The organism is Oceanisphaera ostreae, from assembly GCF_042676125.1.
GTDB classification, from domain to species: domain Bacteria; phylum Pseudomonadota; class Gammaproteobacteria; order Enterobacterales; family Aeromonadaceae; genus Oceanimonas; species Oceanimonas ostreae.
On the sequence record NZ_JBHTJS010000028.1, the window covers coordinates 41,506 to 62,775 of the forward strand.

A 21,270-nucleotide genomic window follows, 5' to 3' on the forward strand; every position below is an offset into this window, starting at 1 on the left:
CTTATGATTTATCGCTTATTATATAACTTACTCATTCACCTATTAAGCCCCCTATTGCTAGGCCTGTTGTATTGGCCGAAAAAGGGAAAACCCAGTTTTGGCCGCCGCTGGCCGGAACACTTAGGGTTAGTGCCCGCTTCTCGGCAAGACAGTCCAGTTTGGCTACATGCGGTGAGTGTCGGCGAGATGATTGCCGCCACCTCCGTCATTAAGGCCCTGAAAGCCGAGCAGCCAGACTTGCCAATATTGGTGACTACCACTACGCGCACCGGTGCCGATTTGGCGGAAAAGTTAGGTGACTTAATTGAGCATCGCTATGCGCCGCTGGACTTTCCTTGGGCTATTGCTTTATTTTTACGCCGCATTCGCCCGCGCGCATTGCTTATTATGGAAACCGAACTCTGGCCCAACTGGCTGGTAGCCTGTGGCCGTAAACAGCTACCCGTGATGGTGCTTAATGCTCGACTGTCGGCCCGATCTGCCAAGAAATATCAACGCTTTCACGGTATATTCCAGCTGTTATCGGCGAATATCAGCCATATATCTTGCCAACATCAAGCAGATGCCGACCGCTTTGCGACACTCGGCCTTGCCAAAGACAAGCTCAGCGTCACCGGCTCGATAAAGTTTGATATTGATTACAGTGATGATGTACGCCAGCAAGGGCAACAGCTACGCGATCAACTAGGGATCGCTCGCCCAGTATGGATTGGTGCCTCGACTCACGCGGGGGAAGATGAACAGTTACTAGATGCTCATAAACTCTTGTTAGCGCAGCAACCCGATGCTTTGCTTATTCTTGTGCCTCGTCACCCACAGCGCTTCGATCACGTTGCAGAGTTAATTACCCAGCGCCAAATTACCTTAAGTCGCCGCACTCAAGCGATGATTGCTGACGCTCAGGTATATTTGGGAGATACCATGGGGGAGCTACCGATGATGCTGGCAGCGGCTGATATTGCGTTTGTGGGGGGGAGCTTAATTGAGCGTGGTGGTCATAATCTGCTAGAGCCAGCGGCATTGGGTAAACCTGTACTAACGGGGCCTTCGGTTTTTAATTTTAATGATATCTATCAGCGACTTTCAGAAAATAACGGGCTAATTACGGTGCAAGACAGCCATACCTTAGTCGATGCATTAAACCACCTATTTAAAGACAAAGCATCCCGGCTACAAGTGGGTCAACATGCATTGGATGTAGTAAAGAATAACAAAGGCGCGATTAGCAAAACGCTTCAGCATATAAATAATTGGGTATGACAGAGGCAAATACGGCAGCAAGCGCGCAACTCAAAGCGTACCGCCTTTTGTCTGCGCTGTATTTTAGCCGCCTTGCTAAGCAACCTCAGCATCTCGCTTTTAAATGCTGAATCAAGTTCAGCACGATGACAGAAGAAAGATGCTTGGGTAAACCTGATAAGACAGTAGAAGCCAAAAAGGTATTTTGGGGGACTGGGCGCTATATTTTAACCTTGTGACTTATAGCTGTTCAGCAATATACGCCAATCGGCTTCTTGCCAATTAAAATCTGGATGCAAACCTTGCTCTTTTCTAAACGAGCGCAACAAGCGGTCCATATTTTCTCGGGTCCAGGTGTTGGGTTGACGAAAGTGGCACTTGTCGAAGTCGATCAGCCAAACCTTACCATCATCATCAAGCAGTATATTGTGGCTATTTAAATCCGCATGATAGAGGCCCGCATCGTGAAACTGACGAATGGTCTTGCCCACGGTTTGCCACTCACTTTTATCTAGCGCTCTCTCTTTTAAAATAGCGACTAGGTCACGGGAATTATTAATACGACTTAACATGATGTCGGCCCGATACACTAAATTCGAGCGCACCATGCGAGCAGCACAAGGCCGAGGAACTGGCAAACCGCGTCGATAGAGTTTGGTTAGCACGGTAAACTCACTCATGGCACGGCTTTTAGACTCAGCAACATGTAGAAAGGTGTCTTCCATCACGCGGCCAATCATACCGCCACGGTAGTAATGGCGTAGCACCTTGTGACTAATACCATCTTCTACAAACCAGGTGGTATTGCGCCCTATCGCCTTACCGCGAATAGCATCTTGTTCACGCCAGTAGTCAATTTCAAAAAAATCACGTTTAAATGAGTCAAAACACTCCGGGTCATACCAGATTATCTCGGAGCCATGCTCTATGCGTTTCATTGCCGTCCTCACCCAAGCCGAAAAGACAGATTTTACATGGCTCGCTAGCCTTTGCATAATGCTGCACTCAGATCTTGGAGATTTTATATGGCATTGCTCGGTTCGGCTCCCGCTAGCCTGTGTTTATTACGCTTATCCGCCATTGGCGACTGCTGCCATGCCATTGCCCTCGTGCAGGCAATACAGCGCCAATGGCCAGAAACCAAAATCACCTGGATAACCGGTAAAGTTGAGGCTAAGTTGCTGCAACTGTTACCTAATGTCGAAATTATTGTGTTCGATAAATCTGCCGGCATGGGGGCTTATTCCGCCTTATGGCGACAGCTCGCGGGGCGTCGGTTTGAGGTATTACTGCATATGCAGGCAGCACTTAGAGCCAGTATTGCCAGCCTTGGTATTCGTGCCAAACACCGATTAGGGTTTGACCGACAGCGGGCTAAAGACGGCCAGTGGCTATTTACTAACTACAAAGTGAGTGCTTCGGCTGAGCATGTAGCTGATGGCTTTATGGCATTTGGCCAAGCGTTGGGATTAACGGATGTTAAGCCGCAATGGTCACTGGCCGTGCCAGAAGAAGCACTGTCGTGGGCCAGCACCTACACAACAGAGCAACCACTGCTACTGATCTGCCCCGCCGCCAGCAAGACCTATAAAAATTGGACGGCCGAAGGCTATGCCGCCTTAGTTGATCATGCCCATCATAAAGGCATGAAAGTCATGTTGATTGGCAGCCCTGCCGTACAAGAACGAGAGTTAGCCGCCAACATTATGCAGTTAACGGTTAATATCACTAACAACTTGGTGGGTGAAACCAGTTTGCCGCAATTGTTGGCGTTAATTAGCGGGGCGAGTTTGGTCGTAGCCCCTGATACGGGCCCTACTCACATGGCTACGTTAATGGGTACTCCGGTACTTGGCTTATATGCCCACCATAACCCTAAGCGCACCGGCCCTTATTATTGCCGCAACTATGTGGTGAGCGTGTACGATGAAGCCTTGTTAGCAGAAACCGGCAGAACCGCCGAACAGTTACCGTGGCGCACTCGAGTAAAAGACGCTAACGCCATGCAACGCATCACCATCGATCAAGTAACGACACAGTTTGACCGCATGATCACTGACTTTAACTTAACGCAGGACCCTAATTCATGAGCACTCGCCCCACGCTGGCCGCCGTATTAATTGTTAAAAATGAAGCAGAAAATTTAGCCGATTGCCTGGCTACTTTGGATTGGGTGGATGAAATTGTGGTGTTGGACTCGGGCAGCACAGATGCGACGCAAGCGGTAGCACAAGCCGCCGGAGCGCGATTCTTTGTCAATGACAGCTGGCCAGGTTTTGGTAAACAACGCCAGATTGCTCAGGCTCATGTACTGTCGGACTGGGTGTTATGGATTGATGCTGACGAGCGCGTCACCCCCGAGCTTAAGGGCAGCATAGAGGCGGTCCTCGCCAACCCCTCAACTAATAGCGTGTATTCGGTGCCGCGATTATCTTGGGTATTTGGTCGTTTTATTCGCCATTGCGGTTGGTATCCAGACCGTGTATTGCGGCTTTATCCCAAGGCTCTCACCGGCTATAACGATTCATTAGTGCATGAAAAAGTGATCATCAAAAAAGGCATTAAAACCAAAAAGCTCAAAGGTGATTTACTGCACTATACCTATCGTGACTTAGAGCATTATTTAGTGAAGTCTGCCGGTTATGCGGCGGCTTGGGCCGAGCAGCGCCAGCAAAAAGGCAAAAAAGCCTCGTTAACCCAAGGCGCATTGCACGCGGCGGGCTGCTTTATAAAGATGTATATCTTAAAAGCCGGCTTTTTAGATGGTAAACAAGGGTTATTATTGAGCCAACTATCGGCACATTCCACGTTTGTGAAATATGCTGACTTATGGATTAAGACAAGTACTCGCGGGCCCAAGGAGTAACGGTTTTAGTCACTTCACTGATGTCCACTTGGCTCATATCTTCTACTTCGGCGTTAATTGGTGGGTGAAAAGCCAAGTGTCGCCCTTCGCTGTTTAATGGCCGCCAGCGCAGTGGCGTGGCAGAGCGGCGCAACGGAAAGAAGCCGACTGTGGGCACGTCTAATGCTGCTGCAATGTGCAGTGGCCCTGTGCTGCCAGCGACAAACAGGCTGCCACAGGCCAGTAGCCGACAAAAATCCGGTAACGCCAAATCATGAGCTAACACTGCGCCCTCACCTACTTTATCTACCACTTGTTGCGCCAGTGTTTGTTCACCTGGGCCTGCGGTCAGCACGGTTTGCAGCTGGGGATATAAGTAGCGCAATTGACGCGTTAAATCCGCATATTGTTCAACCGATAAGTTATTGGCCGAGCCACCACTGCCCGCGTGCACCAATAACCAAGGCTTTTGGGCGGCGATACCTAATTGCTGAGCTTGAGCGATTTTAAAATCCGCTAAATCGTCTTTATCAAAGCTCAGATATGGCGCTTGAGGCTCAATAATGGCCAGTTGATTATGCTGTAGAAATGCACGGATCAGGTCTAGGTTATATTCATATTCAGGCTTGGCCGATTGCGAACGGCGCTGGGTCACCCTGTGGTTATACAACAGTTGTGCTAACTTAGTGGCGGGTGCCCAGCGCTGTTTAATTCCCGCCTGCCACATTAACTTGGCGTTGCGAAAATTGGAGAACAAGCAGATAACCGCATCGAAAACCCCAGACTTAAGCTGTTCCAGTAAGTCTTGTTGAGCCGTAGAGTTTGCCTCTTTACCGGGGTCGATAATCACCTGATCAATACTCGGGCACAGTTCGGCCAAGGGCTGAGTATAACCGGGTACCAAGGCGGTAATATGGTAGTCTGTAGACTCTTTAAGCATGGCGAATGCCGGCCACGCCAGCATAAAGTCACCAATTTTATCGTTACGTACTACCAATACTCGTTTTATCACTTCGCTCTCCCACTGGCCGTTATACGGTACTATTCTATCTTAAAATTTCTCTATCGTTTGTTAATAAGGACGCAATATGAGTACTAGGGTCATTTATCCCGGCACCTTCGATCCCATTACCAATGGCCATTTAGATTTAATTGAGCGCGCTTCATTGTTATTCGACGAGGTGATCGTCGGCGTGGCCTTTAGCTCCAGCAAGCAGCCCATGTTTGACTTGGAGGAACGCGTTGCTTTAGTCACCGCGGTCACCCGCTCGCTGGGTAATGTGCGTGTAGTGGGCTTCTCGGGCCTGTTGGTCGACTTTGCCAAGCAGCACCAAGCCAAGGTACTGATCCGAGGTTTACGTGCCGTCTCCGACTTTGAGTATGAGTTTCAGCTGGCTAATATGAATCGGCGCTTAATGCCGGAGCTAGAAAGTGTGTTTCTTACTCCTGCGCAAGAGAACTCATTTATTTCTTCCTCTCTGGTCAAAGAAGTTGCCCGCCACGGCGGCGACATCAGCCAATTTGTGCCCGAAGCTGTGACTAAGGCCATTAGCTTGAAGATAGCGTCCTAAGCTCAGCGGCATGCTCCAAGCTAGTACAATATACCAAAACCATTTTTTGCAACGGAAGAACACGGAACGCACGAAAAAATTAAGTTGAGATAAGAGCGCAAGGGACCAAGAGATCTTATTGGTAAGAGCAAGCCATTCGCAGCGGTTTTGTAGGTCCAATTCATTGGACCGGTTTTTGGTCGATTGAAATAGCCCCTACAAAACTACCTTTCCGATCTGATCTCTATTTTCCGTGCTGCTCATAAATAAAGAGCCGTGCTTCTCGTAGCAAAGAGTCGTGGCGAAGAAGTCTGTAGCCTTTTGTTGAGCTAGGCGCTTGGTGCTGGGCGCTGGGCGCTATTCTTCGGCTGGCACAGCGGGCAGAATACGGTGCTGCGTCCGCCCATTCGTACTTCTTGTAACAGGCCGCCGCAAGCGGAGCAAGGTTGCCCCGCTCGGCCATACACTTGTAGTTCTTGTACAAAATAGCCGGGCTTGCCGTCACTGCCAGTAAAGTCTTTTAAGGTGGTGCCGCCCTGAGTGATAGCACGCGCCAACACTTTTTTTATTTCATCAGTTAATGCCAAGTACTGCACTTGACTGATCTCATTTGCGGCACGCTGCGGGTGAATAGCGGCGCTAAACAAAGATTCGTTAGCATAAATATTCCCCACCCCCACCACCACGTGGTTATCCATAATAAACTGCTTAACCGCAATTTTACGCTTGCGACTGCGCTCATATAGGTGCTCACCATCAAAGTCATCGGTTAGCGGCTCAGGCCCCAGCTTGGCCAGCAACGCATGCTGCTCTGCGGGTTCTCTGGTCCAGAGTAGACAACCAAAACGGCGGGGATCATTTAAGCGCAGCAGCTTACCATTGCCTAACTCAATATCTACATGGTCGTGTTTGCCGGCGGGACTGCCATGGGGAAGTACTTTTAAATTGCCCGACATGCCCAAATGCAAGATGGCGGTTCCCCAGTCAGTTTCTAGCAGCAGATACTTGGCTCGGCGTCGAATACCAGTAATGCTTAAACCCACCAGCTCCTGAATCTCCGCAGGTATTGGCCAACGCAGGCTAGCGTTACGCACCACTACTCGCATTACGGTTTCGCCCAGCATAAACGGGGTGATCCCTTGGCGACTAACTTCTACTTCTGGTAATTCCGGCATGTACACTCTCCTATCGGCTGGGCGTCAGTATACCTGATTGCCAAAATCTCCTGTACACAGCATCGGTGCAAAAAGTAAGTCCAGCACTCAAATCACCCGAAGCGAACAAGGAAATACTTGGCGCCACACAAATATTAGACTAATCTAATTAAAGTTGTCGTCATCAACAAAAGGATCTGTGTATGAAAAACAAACGGCTCGCCACACTCGCCCTCGGCACCGCACTTCTCACCACTGGCGCTCAAGCTCAAGAACACACTCCAAATATTAAAGACGCGCTGGTCATTGTTAATAGCGGCTCTTTGCAAACTCAAGGCATGGCCATGGTGCTCGCCAGCGCTATGCAAGCCCAAGGCACTAGCATCAATATTTTGCTGTGTGATAAAGCAGGAGATTTAGCACTACAAGAAACCCAAAGCGCTGTCTTGCAGCCTAAAGGGGTAACTCCAGAACAACTGTTAGCAAAGTTACAGCAAGCAGGCGCTAAAGTTGATGTGTGTGCGCTGTATTTGCCCAACAGCACGCATAATAAAGACCAGTTACGCGCCGGTGTTGGCGTGGCTATGCCAGCCGATATTGCGCAGCAAATGACCAATATCAATACCCGCGTGTTTAATTTTTAATGACTCAAGAGGTTAATAATGAAAAAGTTACTTTCTTCTGTACTACTCTCTGCCGCGTTATTTGGCGGCAGTGCACAGGCACTTGCTAATGAGATAGGAATTACCCCACAAGCCACCTATCAGCTAACCCAGCAACCAGAAAATAAGGTGCTGTTTATTGATGTACGTGATCCGGTTGAGATTATGTTCATTGGTTTTAGTGATGCCGTAGACCAGAACATTCCTTATTTAATGGTCGATAGAAATGAGTGGCAAGAGGAACAGCAACGTTTTCGTATGGAACGCAATCCAGACTTTGTCAGTCAGGTAGAAGCAGCACTGGCCGCAAAGGGACTCGATAAAGACGCCACTATTATCACCATGTGCCGCTCAGGCAGCGAACGCGGTTTGCCCAGTGCGGAATTTTTAAGAGAGCACGGCTTTAAAAACGCACGCTATGTGGTAGATGGCTTCCAAGGGAGTAGCATCAAAGAAGGCGAACAGAAGGGTTTTCGTACGCAGAATGGTTGGCAGAACTCCAACCTACCTTGGCAGAGCAAAGCCAATTCCGACAAAATTTATCGTAGCGGTAAATAAAAATAAAAAAACCCGGCCGAGGCCGGGTTTTTTGAGAGTGCAAAATCTTATTTGATTTTGCCTTCTTTATACATTACATGCTGACGTACAACGGGATCAAACTTTTTGATTTCCATTTTTTCAGGCATGTTACGCTTGTTCTTGGTCGTGGTGTAGAAGTGACCAGTACCAGCGCTTGAGTTCAGGCGGATCTTCTCGCGAATACCTTTAGCCATTGGTTAACTCCTTAAACTTTTTCGCCACGGGCACGAATGTCAGCTAAGACAGCTTCGATACCATTTTTGTCGATAGTACGCATACCTTTAGTGGTAACGCGCAGTTTTACAAAACGCTTCTCGCCTTCTACCCAAAAACGGTGAGTTTGTAGGTTAGGCAGGAAACGACGCTTGGTAGCGTTTTTGGCGTGAGAGCGGTTGTTACCAACAGCTGGCCGCTTACCAGTTACTTGGCATACTTTAGACATGTCAGTCTTCTCCAATACTTACTTTTGCTCGAGCAATTAATCACCCCGTTGGCCGTCTATCGGGGCAAAATAAGGCGGCAATTTATACAGCATACCGAGCTAAAGATCAATAAAAAAACCAAAATCGCAGCCATTAAAGCCAGCCACGCTCGGCAAAAGAAACGGTTTCACCATCACCCACCACTAGATGGTCCAGCACGCGTATATCTAACAACCCAAGGGCTGATTGAATGCGTTCGGTAATCATGCGGTCGGCTCGACTGGGCTCGGCGACGCCGGATGGATGATTATGCACCAAAATCACCGCCGCAGCACCCCGTTTTAGCACCAGAGAGACAATTTCACGTGGATAAACCGCAGCTGCGTCTACCGTACCAAAAAATAATTCGTGAAACTCCATCACCCTGTGCTGATTATCCAATAATAATAAGGCGAATACTTCTCGGGGCTGATCACGCAATCGCGCTTGTAAAAATTCCCGCGTTAGCTCGGGGCTAGTGAGGGCATTTTCACGAATGAGTTTTTCATCTAAAAATCGTCGCATTAACTCCTGGCTGGCTTGCAGCTGAACATACTTCGCTAATCCCAGCCCTGGTCCCGCACAAAAACTCTGTTGATCTGCCATTAACAACTGACGCAACGAGCCAAACTCATTTAGTAATGTGCGCGCCAAACTAACTGCATCCATGCCCTTAGCGCCGGTGCGTAGAAAAATGGCCAGCAACTCTGCATCAGATAAACTGCTTGGCCCACGACTGAGTAGCTTTTCGCGCGGGCGCTCTTGCAGGGGCCAATCTTTAATACTCATCTCCACCTCCATGTGGTTATTGTGCAGTTAAAAGATTAAAGATCTCTTCGCCACGGAATAAACCGACTCACACGGAAAATTAAGATTCAAAATAATTGATGATTAAGATCTTATAATAAAAATATGTTTTCGCTTTACTCTGTCGCTCTGCATCTGTGGATTCCGTGGCAAAATAGCTCTTAGATTTTAAGGTATCTGTCGCTCGCAGCTGCCAAGGCAGCATTACAATTAAGCCTAGTCTAAAGCTAGGCAATCACCGCCAAAGCCGTTTTTTTATGATAATCTTGCCACTCTGTCAGCGGGTGGAAAACAGTAATGTCATTAACAGGAAAACGCATTTTAATTGGTATAAGTGGCGGTATCGCAGCCTATAAAAGTGCCGAGTTGGTACGCCGTCTTAAAGAGCGTCACGCCGAGGTACGTGTGGTGATGACCGAGTCGGCCAAAGCATTTATTACGCCGCTGACCTTACAAGCCGTCTCGGGTGAGCCGGTATCTGATGCCTTATTAGATCCGGCTGCTGAAGCGGGTATGGGCCATATTGAACTGGCTAAGTGGGCCGATTTAATATTAATTGCCCCCGCCAGCGCCAACACCTTGGCCAAATTAACGGCAGGGCTTGCAGACAACCTATTAACCACCCTGTGCCTAGCCACCCCCGCTCTCGTAGCCGTGGCGCCTGCTATGAACCAGCAGATGTATCGCCACCCCGCCACTCAGCATAATTTAACCCTGCTAGCGCAGCGCCACACCTTGGTATGGGGGCCTGCCCTTGGTGCTCAGGCCTGTGGCGATACCGGCCTTGGCCGTATGCTGGAGCCCATGGAGCTAGTGGCGCTTATCGAACAGCATTTTACACCGCTTTCGCCACCAGCGGCGCAGCCGAAGGCACAACTGTTAGCAGGCGTTAAGCTGATGCTAACCGCAGGGCCTACTCGAGAAGCGCTGGATCCGGTACGTTTTATTTCTAACCACAGCTCGGGCAAAATGGGCTTTGCGTTGGCAGCGGCCGCCAAGCAACTGGGAGCTGATGTTACCTTAGTCAGTGGCCCCGTTACGCTAATCACTCCTGTAGGAGTGACCCGAGTTAATGTAGAAAGTGCGGCACAAATGCATGCCGCAGTAATGCAAGAAATTGCACAGCAACACATTTTTATCGCCTGTGCCGCCGTGGCAGACTACGCACCAAAGGTGGTGTCTGAGCACAAAATTAAAAAAACACAGCGCGATGAAATGATCATCGAGTTGACCAAAAATCCCGATATTGTGGCGGAGGTGGCAGCACTCACCAGCAAACCGTTTACTGTCGGTTTTGCCGCCGAAACTCAAGATCTAGCGCACTATGCCCAAGATAAACTTAAGCGTAAAAAACTTGATATGATTGCGGCTAACAATGTGGCTGCGTTGGGCCAAGGCTTTAATAGCGATAATAATGCGCTAACCGTATTTTGGCCTAACGGTCACACTGAATTACCGTTGGCAGACAAACACCAGCTAGCCACTCATCTTATTACTCTAATTGCAGAAAAATACCATGACACCCATAGAGCTTAAAATTCTTGACCCCCGCGTAGGTACCGATTTCCCTCTACCTGCCTATGCAACTCCCGGCTCTGCCGGTTTAGACTTACGCGCCTGCCTAGACGCCTCTCTGACTTTAGCTCCTGGCGATACGCAACTACTGCCTACAGGCCTAGCCATTCATATTGCAGACCCAGGCCTGTGCGCCACCATATTACCGCGCTCTGGTCTTGGCCATAAACACGGCATAGTATTAGGCAATCTGGTGGGCCTAATTGACTCTGATTATCAAGGTCAGTTAATGGTGTCTTGCTGGAATCGAGGGTCAACGCCGTTCACCATAGAACCTGGTGAGCGCATTGCACAGCTAGTTATTTTACCGGTCGTGCAGGCCCAATTTACGCTCGTTAATGAATTTAACCACAGTGAGCGGGGAGAAGGCGGTTTCGGTTCTTCCGGTCGCCAATAACCGAGTTAAGCGTATCTATGGCCAATACCCAAATTAAAAAAAATCGACGCGAACAAATTCTACAAGCACTGGCGCACATGTTAGAGACAAGCCCCGGACAGCGTATTACCACCGCCAAGCTAGCGGCAGAAGTGGGCGTATCCGAGGCGGCACTCTATCGACACTTTCCTAGCAAAGCACGGATGTTTGAGGGATTAATCGACTTTATTGAAGAAACACTCTTCTCTCGCATTAATCTGATTTTGCAAGATGAAAAAGACAGCGCCTTGCGATTGCGCTATATCATGCAGCTGATTTTGGGCTTTTGTGAACGTAATCCCGGAATCACTCGCCTGCTTAATGGTGACGCCTTACAAGGTGAACACGAGCGATTACTGGCACGTATCAACCAGCTATTTGAACGGCTTGATGTTCAATTCAAGCAGGTTATGCGCGAGCGCCGGCTATACGAAGGCGAGGGCTTTGCAGCCGACGAGAAAGTACTGGCCAACCTACTCTTGGCCTACATTGAAGGGCGTATTAATCAATATGTCCGCAGTCAGTTTCGCCTTAAGCCGACCTTACACTTTGAACAGCACTGGCAGCTACTGCTGACACAATTAACCACTCTGGCCATAGAGTCTTAATGGCCGATCACCCTATACATAGAGAGATAAACTGATGGAAACAGACATTCTCAGTCCAGATATCGTCAATCAGGCTCAAAGCTGGATCAGTAACAACCAAGAGCTGATTATCCACTATGCGGTGAATATTGCCGCGGCGATTCTGACTCTGGTCATCGGCTTTATCGCAGTGGGCATGCTCACTCGCGGCGTTAACTCAGTGATGAAAAAGCGCAACGTAGATACTACTATCTCCGATTTCGTGACCAGCCTCATCAAGTATGGTCTGCTGGCCTTCGTTATTATTGCTGCTCTGGGCCGAGTAGGCGTGCAAACCGCCTCTTTTATCGCCATTATTGGTGCCGCAGGTCTAGCGGTTGGCTTAGCACTACAGGGCTCCCTGTCTAACTTTGCTGCCGGCGTGTTGTTGATAGGATTTCGTTTCTTCAAGGCCGGTGATTATGTGGAAGCAGGCGGCACCGCCGGCACCGTGCAGTCGGTACAGATTTTCACCACCATTTTAATGACAGCGGACAATCGCATGATAGTGGTGCCCAACGCCAAGATCCTGAACGACAACATCATCAACTATTCTAAAGAGAAAACCCGACGGCTCGACTTGGTCATTGGCGTGTCTTACCGCGCCGACTTAAAGCTGACTAAAGAGGTACTAACGCGCATCATCAATGCAGACCCTCGGGTACTTAAAGAGCCCGAGTGCCGAATTGCGGTCAGTAATCTAGGTGCATCTTCGGTCGACTTTATTGTCCGCCCTTGGGTTGAAGCTGGTGATTATTGGGCTCTTAAGTTTGATTTATTAGAGAAAATTAAAAACGAATTAGACGCCAATAACATCGGCATCCCTTTCCCGCAAATGGATGTGCACTTAATCAAAAACGATGTAGCATAAGCTCGTTGCATGCAGTAGAAAAGCCGCGAATCTGCGGCTTTTTTTATGAATAATACCTATCATAACCGCTCTATTTTTAGCCTAGGCCCACTATGTACCAAACTCGTATTCGTCTATTGTTTCGCCTGCTTTGGCTGCAGGTTGCCTGGCTGGTGCTGATCCTGTTAGGTGCTCGCTATCTGATGTTTCAGCAATTTGCAGATCCGCAGACATTAGTCGGGCAAGCTGATGATGTGCGCCGTATGTGGGTCACGGGAATACGATACGATTTGCGCATTGCCGGTATGGCCTTGGCACCCTTGCTATTATCAGGCTTACTGCTGGCCGCTTGGCATAACAGTTGGCAAGTTTGGCGACGCTTAGCGCCGCTATTTATTGCTTTAGTCAGTCTCATTGTGGCGGCTGCGGCCATTGGTAATTTTTATTACTACCAAACTTATCACCATCATTTTGATGTGTTCGCATTTGGTCTTTTTGAAGATGATACCTCGGCCGTATTAGCCAATATGGGCCAAGATTATCCAGTGATTAGCGCCAGCTTATTAGCCCTGCTGGCCGCCGCTATTCCTGCTTTGCTGGTCTATTATCAGCTGCGATTGGCGCCACGTAAGCGCCCCATGCCTTGGGCTTTTTTTGTGGTGTATGTACTCATAGGCGTCAGCCTAGTGTTCGTGTTTGCACGCGGCAGCGTCGGCACCTTTCCACTGCGCCGTGGCAATGCACAAGTGTCAGAATTATCGGTACTTAATCAGTTAACGCCGAATGCGCTAATGGCACTCGACTGGGCATGGAAAGATAAAAAAAGAGACGTACAGTTTACGACCGTAAGCCAGCAACAAGGCCAACAGCTACTACACACTTTAAACTTTGCATCACTCAACGGACACACGCAAAGCAACGACTACCTAGCGCAGCAGCCACCTCATGTGGTGCTGGCAATGATGGAAAGCTTAGGCAGTAATATGTTGGCGTTTGATCAACCAAGCAACAATGACTTGTTGGGCCGACTACGCCCGCATTTTGCTGACGATTTCTTGTTTACCCGTTTTTTATCACAAGACAATGGCACAGCACCATCATTGGCCGCGTTATTCTTCAACAGCCCAGTACAAAATATCAGCCATTCATCGGCCCAACATATTGACCTAGACACTCCCTTCGATATTTATAACAAAGCCGGTTATCGCAATATTTTCATCTCTCCTGGTAATATGATGTGGCGTAATTTGGTTAACTATCTACCACTGCAGGGAGTAGATGCGGTTTATGATCAAAACGCGCTGTTGGATTATTATCCAGAAGCAGAGCAATACATGACCGACTGGGGCCTGCCAGACGAATATGCCTATCGTTTAGCGGAAACTTTATTAGCTGAGTCTGAACAACCGCTGTTTATCAGTATTTTGACGGTGACCAATCACCCACCCTACGTCACTCCCAATACTTATAGTCCGAAACCGATCACCATTACGCCGCAATATGCACAACATATTGAAGCAGGGTCTATAGAGCCATACGAAATTTTAACGACGTTTCAATATGCCGCCGATGCCTTAGGCGGCTTTATCGACCACATAAAAGACTCAAGCTTAGCAAACCGTACTCTTATTGCGGCCACGGGCGACCATCAAATGCGCCGTATTAAGGCGTTTTACCCTAATGAACAAGTGTTGGATCGTGGGGTGCCTTTTTACCTTTATGTACCAAAGCCTATTCTTGATAGCCTCGATTGGCGCTTTGACCAGCTGAGGGTCGGTTCGCACAAAGATATTATGCCTACCTTGTATCATTACAGCTTATCGCAGCAGCCGTACTTAGCCTTGGGCGGGCGCAATATGCTGGCTCCCCAAGACGATGCCGCTCGCGCCTTTGGCTACAACGTCTTGTTATGGATAGACCAACAAGGGGCCTATGTATTAAATGACCCACCAGTATTCTATCCGTGGCTAACATCAGATTCTTTGTTGCTAGACAATGAACCGGTGCAACCGGTGGCCCCTAAGCAGGCAGCGCGCATCGCCGCCTATCCGCAGTTGCTACGCTGGCATATTAATCAGCAAGTTAAAGGCAGCACCCCGTAAGCGACACTAGGGTCTGCAAATGCAAATAATCGTTACCCTTTTGGCTGGACTTACCAAGCCACGGTTTCATATCATTACGGCATTAAAATACCCCCTGTGCTAGGTATTCATTCTGCCCATAAAAAGAGCATGATACGCTATGAGTAAACATCCTAAGCAGTTGCAAAAGCTGTTGCTGTTTCAGCTAGCAGGCCGACGTTTATTTGGCTTGGGCACGCTGAAAATCCGCGAAATCATGCCCCTCCCTCGATTAACCCGACTCCCCAGCAGCCAAAGTACCGTTATTGGCAGCGCTACCTTTCGCGGTGCGGCGGTACCCGTTATTGATATGGCAGCGGCCGTCGGTTATCCCCCTTTAACGGCTGAAGAGCGCGCAATCGCTTCGGTTATAGTCACCGACGTAAACCGTAAAGAAATCGGATTTCTGGTGCGTAAAGTGCAGCGCATCGTTGAAATTGACTGGCAAGACGTTTCGCCACCGCCCAAGGCGCTGGGGCGAAATGCGTTTATTACCGGATTGGTAAACATAGATGACGAGCTGGTTCAGTTACTGGATTTAGAGTTGCTACTGGCGAAGGTCTATCCGGAATCTCTGAGCAGCCAAGATGTACAGTTAAACGATATGGAAATTGAAACTCTACGGGGGTTATCGATTTTGCTGGTGGATGACTCAATTGTTGCCCGCAAGCAGTTGAGTGACTTGCTTGATCGTAAAAACATCGGTTATCAGGTAACCCACGATGGTAATGATGCCTTAGCGCGCATGCTCAGTGCCAATGCTGACGGTCATCCCGTAGATATTTTGGTGAGCGATATTGAAATGCCGGGGCTGGATGGCTATGAACTGGCATTTGAAGTACGAAACAACCCCAACCTACATCAGCCTTGGATTATCCTGCACTCATCATTAAGCAGCGAGATGAGCTTAAGCTATGCTGAGCAGGTAGGTGCCGACCGGGCATTGACCAAATTCGATGCGCACGAATTACTACACACCATGCTCACCGCCGCCGTAGGCCGAAAATCTAAGTAACTTAGTGGCGGGTTATGGGTGAAGGAGGAAGAGGACGGCATAGAAAGAGGCGCCCGGCACCCAGCGCCAAGAACGGCAAAGAGCGGAGTCTTATTTTCGCTTGGCGCTGGGTGCTATGTTTTTAACGTCTAATTAAATCCCGTACTGCTGCCGATAAGCCTGCACTTGCTCTAGGTGCTCGGCCATCGCGGGCTGTTCGCTTAAGTACTCCACCAAGTCGGCCAAAGTAATAATAGCTGTCACCTCGGCGTTATAATCACGCTCAACTTCTTGAATGGCCGACAACTCGCCTTTGCCCTTCTCTTGGCGATCCAGTGCAATGAGTACCCCAGCTAATTCGGCACCGTTAGCCTGAATAATATCCATCGACTCACGAATGGCCGTGCCCGCGGTGATCACATCGTCCACTAGCATAATACGGCCTTGCAAAGGGCTACCAACTAAGTTGCCACCTTCTCCGTGATCTTTAGCTTCTTTACGGTTAAAGCAATAAGGCACATCTTGGTCGTGCACTTCTGCCAGCTGAACGGCAGTGGCACTGGCAATAGGAATACCTTTGTAAGCAGGGCCGAACAACACATCATATTGGATGTTGGCATCTACCAAGGCGGCGGCGTAAAAACGACCTAAACGCGCTAAGTCTCGGCCACTGTTAAACAAACCGGCATTAAAAAAGTAGGGGCTAGTACGGCCCGACTTTAGGGTGAACTCGCCAAATTTAAGCACGTCTTTGCTCATGGCAAATTCAATAAACTCACGCTGATATGCTTTCATCGATTCTTCTCTCAAGTATTTTAGCTCGCAGCCAATATGACCATCATAAGCGTTAAACATTTTTTGCTGCGGAAAAACGGGTGAAGAGTGAAGGGTCAAGAGGACGGGCCAATCCCAAACCTATTCTTGCCACGGAATACACGGAAGAACACTAACAGAAAAACACCGTGTGAAGGGTGAAGGTTGAAGGTTGAAGGTTGAAGGTTGAAGAAGAACACCAGACTGACGGTACTTCCCCTTTATCGTTCTTTGTTGCTCTTCGTCTGTGTTTTTCCGTGTATTCCGTGGCGAAAAATCTTTACCTCTTTATTTTTTGTTCTTCACTCAACATTTATCACTCAACATTCGCAATAGCTTGGCGCTGATGAGCAACCAGCTCATCAATGGACTTGCGGGCTAAGGCCAGCATGGCCAGCAACTGCTCATGAGTAAAAGGTGCCGCTTCTGCCGTGCCCTGTACTTCAATCATGTGACCTTCGGCAGTCATCACCACATTCATGTCGGTTTCGGCAGTGGAGTCTTCGGTGTATTCCAAATCTGAAACAGCCAGACCATTCACCATGCCTACCGAAATAGCTGCAACCAGCGTTTTCAGCGGATTAGCAGTGATCATGCCCTGCCCTTGCATCCATGTGATTGCGTGGGCCAATGCCACACACGCACCGGTAATCGCCGCTGTACGGGTGCCACCATCCGCCTGAATGACATCGCAATCCACGGTAATGGTGTATTCACCCAGCTTGTTCAAATCCATGGCGGCACGCAGCGAGCGACCAATAAGGCGTTGAATTTCCATGGTGCGTCCACCCTGCTTGCCTTTGGAGGCTTCACGGTGCATGCGGCTATGCGTTGAACGGGGTAGCATGCCGTATTCGGCGGTTACCCAGCCCTGGCCTTTACCGCGTAAAAAACGGGGCACGCCTTTTTCCACGGAGGCGTTGCACAGCACCTTGGTGTGGCCAAATTCCACCAGCACAGAGCCTTCGGCATGACGAGTATAATTAGACGTAATAGTAACGGGGCGAATTTCATCAACCGCGCGGCCGCAGGCTCGTGTAGACATAGTATTCTCCAATGAGGATAAAATCGTGGTGTACGCTTGGTGAAACACGATTCTTATAAAGAAAGTTATTATAAAGAAACTACTCGCCCATTGCATGCGTGCACTATCTAGCGCGTACGCCATTGCCGTACAGTAAGGGCCTGTGTCAAACTCACCTCATTAACGTGCAACATACATCGAGAATCACATGATCCACAGCATGACCGCCTATGCGCGACAAGAATTTAAACAAGACTGGGGTACCGCCGTTTGGGAAATCCGCTCTGTTAACCAACGCTACCTAGAAACCTACACCCGCTTGCCCGAGCAGTTTCGCAGCCTAGAGCCCTTAGTACGTGAAAAGCTACGCGCCCGCATGCAACGTGGCAAAGTAGAGTGTGGCCTGCGCTTTGAGTCTAACTTGGCCAACCAAGGCCAGTTACAAATGAATAAGCCACTTGCTAAGCAATTGATTGCCGGTGCCGACTGGGTGATGGAAGAAGCAGGCCAAGGCACTCTAAACCCGGTTGATATTTTACGCTGGCCTGGGGTGATGGAAGCACAAGCCCAAGATATGGATACGTTAAGCAGTGAACTAATCGCCTGCCTAGATAAAGTAGTGGATGACTTTTTGGCCGCCCGCGCCAGCGAAGGCGATAAGCTAAAAGAGCTAATCGAGCTGCGCTTAACCGGAATTGAGCAAGAAGTAGATAAAGTTAAAACCGAAATGCCGGCTATTATGGCGTGGCAGCGCCAGCGCCTGCAGGACCGATTTGAAGAAGCCAAAATTGAACTCGAGCCCCAGCGCCTAGAACAAGAAATGGTGCTATTGGCACAAAAAGTCGATGTCGCCGAAGAGCTAGATCGCTTGGTGACACACATTGGCGAGACCCGCAAAATTCTGAAAAAAGGCGGCGCCTGTGGTCGTCGGTTAGACTTCATGATGCAAGAATTTAACCGCGAGTCCAACACCCTAGGATCTAAGTCGATCAGCACCGATATCACCAATTCAGCGGTCGAGCTCAAAGTACTAATAGAGCAAATGCGCGAGCAAATTCAGAACATCGAGTAACGTTCTATTATCTTCTTAAGCGTCTTTTAATTAAATAAAGCCCTGATATTTCAGGGCTTTATTTTTTATCACCGCTTACTCAGTCGCCCGTCACCGAGCTGCACTACAGCCCGTGCTGCGGCACTGACAGGGTTAAGTAGTGGCACGGCAAACTGGGATTGTAGGCGCTCAGCAGCAGCCGATAAGGGGCCACCACCCAGTATGATGGCTTGGGCACCATCGGCAATAGACTCGGCAATGGCCACCGCCAATGCCCGATCTAGCTGCTCTACATTGGCTAATAGCGTATGCGCATCGCCTTGAGTAACGTGCGCGCCACAATACTGCCCGCCAACACCTAACTCAGTCGCCCTTGCGGTAAAAGAGGCCAGCAAAGCCACGTCTGGCGTGATGGTAACGATACCAAAATGACGGCCGCCTTTAGCAGCCTCGGCAAAAGCCGACTCGCCTATACCCAACACCGGAATCGATACCTTCCCGCGTAGCTCATTCATGCCAGGATCACTAAACGCCGCCACGATAATAGCGCAAGCTTGTTCCTGTTCAGCTTGCACGCCCAACGCCAACACGCCCGCGGCTGCAAGCTGCATATCAGCGGGGCTTGCTAATAATGGCGGGGCTTGCTGGTTAGTTCTGCCGAGCACGCGACAGCGCGGGCCCGGCATCTTGCAGTCAAGCACGAGCTGGGCCTGCGCAGCCATGGCAGCAGTAACCTCGGCATTGCCGTTAGGGTTAATTAACACCAGCTTTTTAATGACTTACTCCTAATCGATGAGCGCTTTAAAGCGGTTATCGTTCTTTGTTGCTCTTTGTCCGTGTATTTCCGTGTATTCCGTGGCAAAAATGTTCTTTCGCTTTTAGGTTTTGACCTACATAGCTTAACGTCAATTAGCGTTAACCTTTCATTTGTTCGTTGCTACCGTTGCCGTGTTTTTCTTTGTATAACTCAAATACGTGAGTTTTTTCATCCAGCGGCAGATAGGTGGTTGCTATGCCTTGGTGTCCAAAGCCACTCTGCATCCGATCATATAGATATTCCGTAGACCAGCCGTAGCCTTCGCCTACATCGTCGTCGGCGCAGTACACCAGCTTAGCAACACCGACTTGGATCATAGCAGCCAGACACATAGCGCAAGGTTTACCACTGGCATACATGGTGGCGCCGGAAAACGAAGTCGCTTTATGCTGTTTTCCCGCATTACGAATCGCCTGAATTTCAGCATGGGCGGTAGCATCGTGATCGATATAGCTTTCGTTAACGCCCTCCGCCAGTACCACCCCATCGCGTACCAAAAGCGCGCCAAACGGCTGCCCGCCACGGGCCACGTTATCCCGCGCCAACTCGATGGTGGTCTTGATATAATCCAAATCTGACATATTTACTTCACTCCATAAGACAAAGACTCAGACGATTAACGCCTGTCGTTATAATTGTCATAATTTCATTATAAATCAAACTGTTAAGATGATAAGCAACAGGAATTTATAGTCAGCAGAGATAAACATTCTTATATAAGAGGTCGCAATAAAAAACCCTCCTGACGGAGGGTCTGTTTATCGACTGCAACATTCGGCAAATACGCATGATTTAGATCGCTAATTTCATGTTGTGCAGCCAACTTCTATGATTAAACTTGTCTCAGACATCGGCAAAAATATTTTTAAGATTAGCTACTTTATCTGTAATCGGCTCTAGCTGTAATTGGGCTTCAATTTCGTTGAGGTGATTAATCATCAGCGTTACTGCCAGCTCGACTTGATGAGTAGCAATCGCCTCTAACAATGTATTATGTTCACTACAAGACGAACCAGAATGACTGTGCTGGTTTAGGTCTGTTCCTTGATAAAGCGCCACTATGAGTGATGAACGCGGGATGATTTCATGCAGAAAGGACGTTAACACCGGCTTATTAGCCAGCTTGCCGATCAATAAATGAAATTCACCAGATAAGCGAATACGTAAACTCTGCTCGCCCCGTTCAATCGCCTGATGCTCCTGCTCCAAATGTTCCTGCAATAGCTTTTTTTCGCGCATCGTACACTTGCTTGCCAACTCACGTACCAGCTCAGCTTCAATTAAACGGCGAGCTTGAAAAATATCCCGCGCTTCTTCTGGTGAAGGCTCTGCAACAAAGGCACCACTATTGGGAACCAAGTTGACCAACTTATGATAAGACAATTGCAACAATAGCTTACGCACAAACCCACGACTCAAACCAAACGTCTCGCTTAACTCCTCTTCCTTTAAGCGGGTACCTGGCAACAATTTATGAGCTACTATCGCTTCCCAGATACGTTGATAAACGCTATCTAGATCTTTGGTTTTATTACTCATAGTGCTACCTTGATATGAATAACAAAGGTCTGACCAACCAACCTATTATTCTATTATTGTTACGGACAGATTCGATTTCCAGAACTGCAAAATTAGTACAAACTACGAATTAAGGTTATCACAAGGTGAATTCGTGAACAATAACGACT

24 protein-coding genes are annotated in these 21,270 nt (G+C 48.7%); 13 read left to right on the forward strand and 11 right to left on the reverse strand.

Annotation, left to right across the window (positions count from 1 at the left end; genetic code table 11):
- Positions 1-3: 3 nt before the first annotated feature.
- Positions 4-1,260: a lipid IV(A) 3-deoxy-D-manno-octulosonic acid transferase gene (gene waaA / locus ACFQ1C_RS06945; protein ID WP_379557876.1), complete on the forward strand. Its 1,257-nt coding sequence runs from the start codon at positions 4-6 to the stop codon at positions 1,258-1,260.
- A gap of 206 nt (positions 1,261-1,466) precedes the next feature.
- Here the strand turns inward: waaA and ACFQ1C_RS06950 are convergent, their stop codons facing one another.
- Complete coding sequence (locus ACFQ1C_RS06950; RefSeq protein WP_379557877.1) at positions 1,467-2,177, reverse strand: 3-deoxy-D-manno-octulosonic acid kinase; 711 nt, start codon at positions 2,175-2,177, stop codon at positions 1,467-1,469.
- Positions 2,178-2,264: 87 nt separating this feature from the next.
- Here ACFQ1C_RS06950 and ACFQ1C_RS06955 point away from each other — a divergent pair, with 87 nt between their 5' ends.
- The gene (locus ACFQ1C_RS06955; RefSeq protein ID WP_379557878.1) at positions 2,265-3,329 is read left to right on the forward strand and encodes a glycosyltransferase family 9 protein; all 1,065 of its coding nucleotides are present in this window, start codon (positions 2,265-2,267) and stop codon (positions 3,327-3,329) included.
- Entirely contained in the window at positions 3,326-4,105 is a 780-nt protein-coding gene (locus ACFQ1C_RS06960) for a glycosyltransferase family 2 protein (RefSeq protein WP_379557879.1), read from the forward strand. The genes ACFQ1C_RS06955 and ACFQ1C_RS06960 overlap by 4 nt, the downstream gene beginning before the upstream one ends.
- On the opposite strand, the gene ACFQ1C_RS06965 is transcribed toward ACFQ1C_RS06960, so the two are convergent.
- Positions 4,074-5,093, reverse strand: a complete 1,020-nt coding sequence (locus tag ACFQ1C_RS06965; RefSeq protein WP_379557927.1) for a glycosyltransferase family 9 protein — start codon at positions 5,091-5,093, stop codon at positions 4,074-4,076. The two genes, ACFQ1C_RS06960 and ACFQ1C_RS06965, sit on opposite strands and share 32 nt — an antisense overlap.
- 79 nt (positions 5,094-5,172) lie before the next feature.
- On the opposite strand from ACFQ1C_RS06965, the gene coaD reads away from it, so the two are divergent.
- Positions 5,173-5,655 carry a pantetheine-phosphate adenylyltransferase gene (gene coaD, locus ACFQ1C_RS06970; RefSeq protein ID WP_379557880.1) on the forward strand — a complete coding sequence of 161 codons (483 nt, stop codon included), beginning with the start codon at positions 5,173-5,175 and terminating at the stop codon, positions 5,653-5,655.
- Between the two features lie 308 nt (positions 5,656-5,963).
- Here the strand turns inward: coaD and mutM are convergent, their stop codons facing one another.
- A complete protein-coding gene (mutM, locus tag ACFQ1C_RS06975) occupies positions 5,964-6,809 on the reverse strand; it encodes a bifunctional DNA-formamidopyrimidine glycosylase/DNA-(apurinic or apyrimidinic site) lyase (RefSeq protein WP_379557881.1) in 846 nt (281 codons plus the stop codon).
- 182 nt (positions 6,810-6,991) lie between these two features.
- Here mutM and ACFQ1C_RS06980 point away from each other — a divergent pair, with 182 nt between their 5' ends.
- Together ACFQ1C_RS06980 and ACFQ1C_RS06985 are read left to right on the forward strand one after the other, a co-directional pair.
- Positions 6,992-7,432: a hypothetical protein gene (locus tag ACFQ1C_RS06980; RefSeq protein WP_379557882.1), complete on the forward strand. Its 441-nt coding sequence runs from the start codon at positions 6,992-6,994 to the stop codon at positions 7,430-7,432.
- Between the two features lie 18 nt (positions 7,433-7,450).
- On the forward strand, positions 7,451-8,008 hold the full coding sequence (locus tag ACFQ1C_RS06985; protein ID WP_379557883.1) for a rhodanese-like domain-containing protein: 558 nt from the start codon (positions 7,451-7,453) through the stop codon (positions 8,006-8,008).
- 47 nt (positions 8,009-8,055) lie between these two features.
- Here the strand turns inward: ACFQ1C_RS06985 and rpmG are convergent, their stop codons facing one another.
- The 3 genes from rpmG to radC form a co-directional block, all read right to left on the reverse strand.
- Positions 8,056-8,223, reverse strand: coding sequence for a 50S ribosomal protein L33 (gene rpmG, locus ACFQ1C_RS06990; protein WP_087036289.1), 168 nt, complete (start codon positions 8,221-8,223; stop codon positions 8,056-8,058).
- Positions 8,224-8,234: 11 nt separating this feature from the next.
- Positions 8,235-8,471: a 50S ribosomal protein L28 gene (gene rpmB, locus ACFQ1C_RS06995; RefSeq protein ID WP_379557884.1), complete on the reverse strand. Its 237-nt coding sequence runs from the start codon at positions 8,469-8,471 to the stop codon at positions 8,235-8,237.
- Positions 8,472-8,604: 133 nt separating this feature from the next.
- Positions 8,605-9,279, reverse strand: coding sequence for a RadC family protein (gene radC, locus ACFQ1C_RS07000; protein ID WP_379557885.1), 675 nt, complete (start codon positions 9,277-9,279; stop codon positions 8,605-8,607).
- A gap of 315 nt (positions 9,280-9,594) precedes the next feature.
- Here radC and coaBC point away from each other — a divergent pair, with 315 nt between their 5' ends.
- From coaBC to ACFQ1C_RS07030, 6 genes are all read left to right on the forward strand, one after another.
- The gene (gene coaBC / locus ACFQ1C_RS07005) at positions 9,595-10,833 is read left to right on the forward strand and encodes a bifunctional phosphopantothenoylcysteine decarboxylase/phosphopantothenate--cysteine ligase CoaBC (protein ID WP_379557886.1); all 1,239 of its coding nucleotides are present in this window, start codon (positions 9,595-9,597) and stop codon (positions 10,831-10,833) included.
- Entirely contained in the window at positions 10,814-11,269 is a 456-nt protein-coding gene (gene dut, locus ACFQ1C_RS07010; RefSeq protein WP_379557887.1) for a dUTP diphosphatase, read from the forward strand. Before coaBC ends, dut begins: the two co-directional genes overlap by 20 nt.
- Positions 11,270-11,286: 17 nt before the next feature.
- Complete coding sequence (gene slmA / locus ACFQ1C_RS07015; RefSeq protein ID WP_379557888.1) at positions 11,287-11,895, forward strand: nucleoid occlusion factor SlmA; 609 nt, start codon at positions 11,287-11,289, stop codon at positions 11,893-11,895.
- A 34-nt stretch (positions 11,896-11,929) separates the two neighbouring features.
- Positions 11,930-12,784, forward strand: a complete 855-nt coding sequence (mscS, locus tag ACFQ1C_RS07020) for a small-conductance mechanosensitive channel MscS (protein ID WP_379557889.1) — start codon at positions 11,930-11,932, stop codon at positions 12,782-12,784.
- 92 nt (positions 12,785-12,876) lie between these two features.
- Positions 12,877-14,865 (forward strand): LTA synthase family protein, encoded by a 1,989-nt coding sequence (locus ACFQ1C_RS07025; protein WP_379557890.1) that lies wholly within the window; start codon positions 12,877-12,879, stop codon positions 14,863-14,865.
- Positions 14,866-15,004: 139 nt separating this feature from the next.
- The gene (locus ACFQ1C_RS07030; RefSeq protein ID WP_379557891.1) at positions 15,005-15,898 is read left to right on the forward strand and encodes a chemotaxis protein; all 894 of its coding nucleotides are present in this window, start codon (positions 15,005-15,007) and stop codon (positions 15,896-15,898) included.
- Between the two features lie 132 nt (positions 15,899-16,030).
- Here the strand turns inward: ACFQ1C_RS07030 and pyrE are convergent, their stop codons facing one another.
- Positions 16,031-16,672 carry an orotate phosphoribosyltransferase gene (gene pyrE / locus ACFQ1C_RS07035; RefSeq protein ID WP_379557892.1) on the reverse strand — a complete coding sequence of 214 codons (642 nt, stop codon included), beginning with the start codon at positions 16,670-16,672 and terminating at the stop codon, positions 16,031-16,033.
- A 334-nt stretch (positions 16,673-17,006) separates the two neighbouring features.
- Positions 17,007-17,735, reverse strand: coding sequence for a ribonuclease PH (gene rph / locus ACFQ1C_RS07040; protein WP_379557893.1), 729 nt, complete (start codon positions 17,733-17,735; stop codon positions 17,007-17,009).
- Between the two features lie 187 nt (positions 17,736-17,922).
- On the opposite strand from rph, the gene ACFQ1C_RS07045 reads away from it, so the two are divergent.
- Positions 17,923-18,786, forward strand: a complete 864-nt coding sequence (locus ACFQ1C_RS07045; RefSeq protein ID WP_379557894.1) for a YicC/YloC family endoribonuclease — start codon at positions 17,923-17,925, stop codon at positions 18,784-18,786.
- A gap of 68 nt (positions 18,787-18,854) precedes the next feature.
- On the opposite strand, the gene ACFQ1C_RS07050 is transcribed toward ACFQ1C_RS07045, so the two are convergent.
- The 3 genes from ACFQ1C_RS07050 to ACFQ1C_RS07060 all read right to left on the reverse strand — a co-directional run bounded on the left by ACFQ1C_RS07050 (position 18,855) and on the right by ACFQ1C_RS07060 (position 21,121).
- A complete protein-coding gene (locus tag ACFQ1C_RS07050) occupies positions 18,855-19,529 on the reverse strand; it encodes an aspartate/glutamate racemase family protein (protein ID WP_379557895.1) in 675 nt (224 codons plus the stop codon).
- Positions 19,530-19,680: 151 nt separating this feature from the next.
- Positions 19,681-20,163 (reverse strand): nucleoside deaminase, encoded by a 483-nt coding sequence (locus tag ACFQ1C_RS07055; RefSeq protein WP_379557896.1) that lies wholly within the window; start codon positions 20,161-20,163, stop codon positions 19,681-19,683.
- A 262-nt stretch (positions 20,164-20,425) separates the two neighbouring features.
- On the reverse strand, positions 20,426-21,121 hold the full coding sequence (locus ACFQ1C_RS07060) for a GntR family transcriptional regulator (protein WP_379557897.1): 696 nt from the start codon (positions 21,119-21,121) through the stop codon (positions 20,426-20,428).
- Positions 21,122-21,270: the final 149 nt, after the last annotated feature.

Coding starts and splice junctions, on each gene's coding strand:
- ACFQ1C_RS07055 (WP_379557896.1), bottom strand. CDS start 20,163: ATGTCAGATTTGGATTATATCAAGACCACCATCGAGTTGGCGCGGGAT.
- radC (WP_379557885.1), bottom strand. CDS start 9,279: ATGAGTATTAAAGATTGGCCCCTGCAAGAGCGCCCGCGCGAAAAGCTA.
- coaD (WP_379557880.1), top strand. CDS start 5,173: ATGAGTACTAGGGTCATTTATCCCGGCACCTTCGATCCCATTACCAAT.
- slmA (WP_379557888.1), top strand. CDS start 11,287: ATGGCCAATACCCAAATTAAAAAAAATCGACGCGAACAAATTCTACAA.
- dut (WP_379557887.1), top strand. CDS start 10,814: ATGACACCCATAGAGCTTAAAATTCTTGACCCCCGCGTAGGTACCGAT.
- ACFQ1C_RS07025 (WP_379557890.1), top strand. CDS start 12,877: ATGTACCAAACTCGTATTCGTCTATTGTTTCGCCTGCTTTGGCTGCAG.
- rpmB (WP_379557884.1), bottom strand. CDS start 8,471: ATGTCTAAAGTATGCCAAGTAACTGGTAAGCGGCCAGCTGTTGGTAAC.
- rph (WP_379557893.1), bottom strand. CDS start 17,735: ATGTCTACACGAGCCTGCGGCCGCGCGGTTGATGAAATTCGCCCCGTT.
- ACFQ1C_RS06985 (WP_379557883.1), top strand. CDS start 7,451: ATGAAAAAGTTACTTTCTTCTGTACTACTCTCTGCCGCGTTATTTGGC.
- ACFQ1C_RS06955 (WP_379557878.1), top strand. CDS start 2,265: ATGGCATTGCTCGGTTCGGCTCCCGCTAGCCTGTGTTTATTACGCTTA.
- rpmG (WP_087036289.1), bottom strand. CDS start 8,223: ATGGCTAAAGGTATTCGCGAGAAGATCCGCCTGAACTCAAGCGCTGGT.
- ACFQ1C_RS06960 (WP_379557879.1), top strand. CDS start 3,326: ATGAGCACTCGCCCCACGCTGGCCGCCGTATTAATTGTTAAAAATGAA.
- waaA (WP_379557876.1), top strand. CDS start 4: ATGATTTATCGCTTATTATATAACTTACTCATTCACCTATTAAGCCCC.
- mutM (WP_379557881.1), bottom strand. CDS start 6,809: ATGCCGGAATTACCAGAAGTAGAAGTTAGTCGCCAAGGGATCACCCCG.
- coaBC (WP_379557886.1), top strand. CDS start 9,595: ATGTCATTAACAGGAAAACGCATTTTAATTGGTATAAGTGGCGGTATC.
- mscS (WP_379557889.1), top strand. CDS start 11,930: ATGGAAACAGACATTCTCAGTCCAGATATCGTCAATCAGGCTCAAAGC.
- pyrE (WP_379557892.1), bottom strand. CDS start 16,672: ATGAAAGCATATCAGCGTGAGTTTATTGAATTTGCCATGAGCAAAGAC.
- ACFQ1C_RS07030 (WP_379557891.1), top strand. CDS start 15,005: ATGAGTAAACATCCTAAGCAGTTGCAAAAGCTGTTGCTGTTTCAGCTA.
- ACFQ1C_RS06950 (WP_379557877.1), bottom strand. CDS start 2,177: ATGAAACGCATAGAGCATGGCTCCGAGATAATCTGGTATGACCCGGAG.
- ACFQ1C_RS06980 (WP_379557882.1), top strand. CDS start 6,992: ATGAAAAACAAACGGCTCGCCACACTCGCCCTCGGCACCGCACTTCTC.
- ACFQ1C_RS07060 (WP_379557897.1), bottom strand. CDS start 21,121: ATGAGTAATAAAACCAAAGATCTAGATAGCGTTTATCAACGTATCTGG.
- ACFQ1C_RS07045 (WP_379557894.1), top strand. CDS start 17,923: ATGATCCACAGCATGACCGCCTATGCGCGACAAGAATTTAAACAAGAC.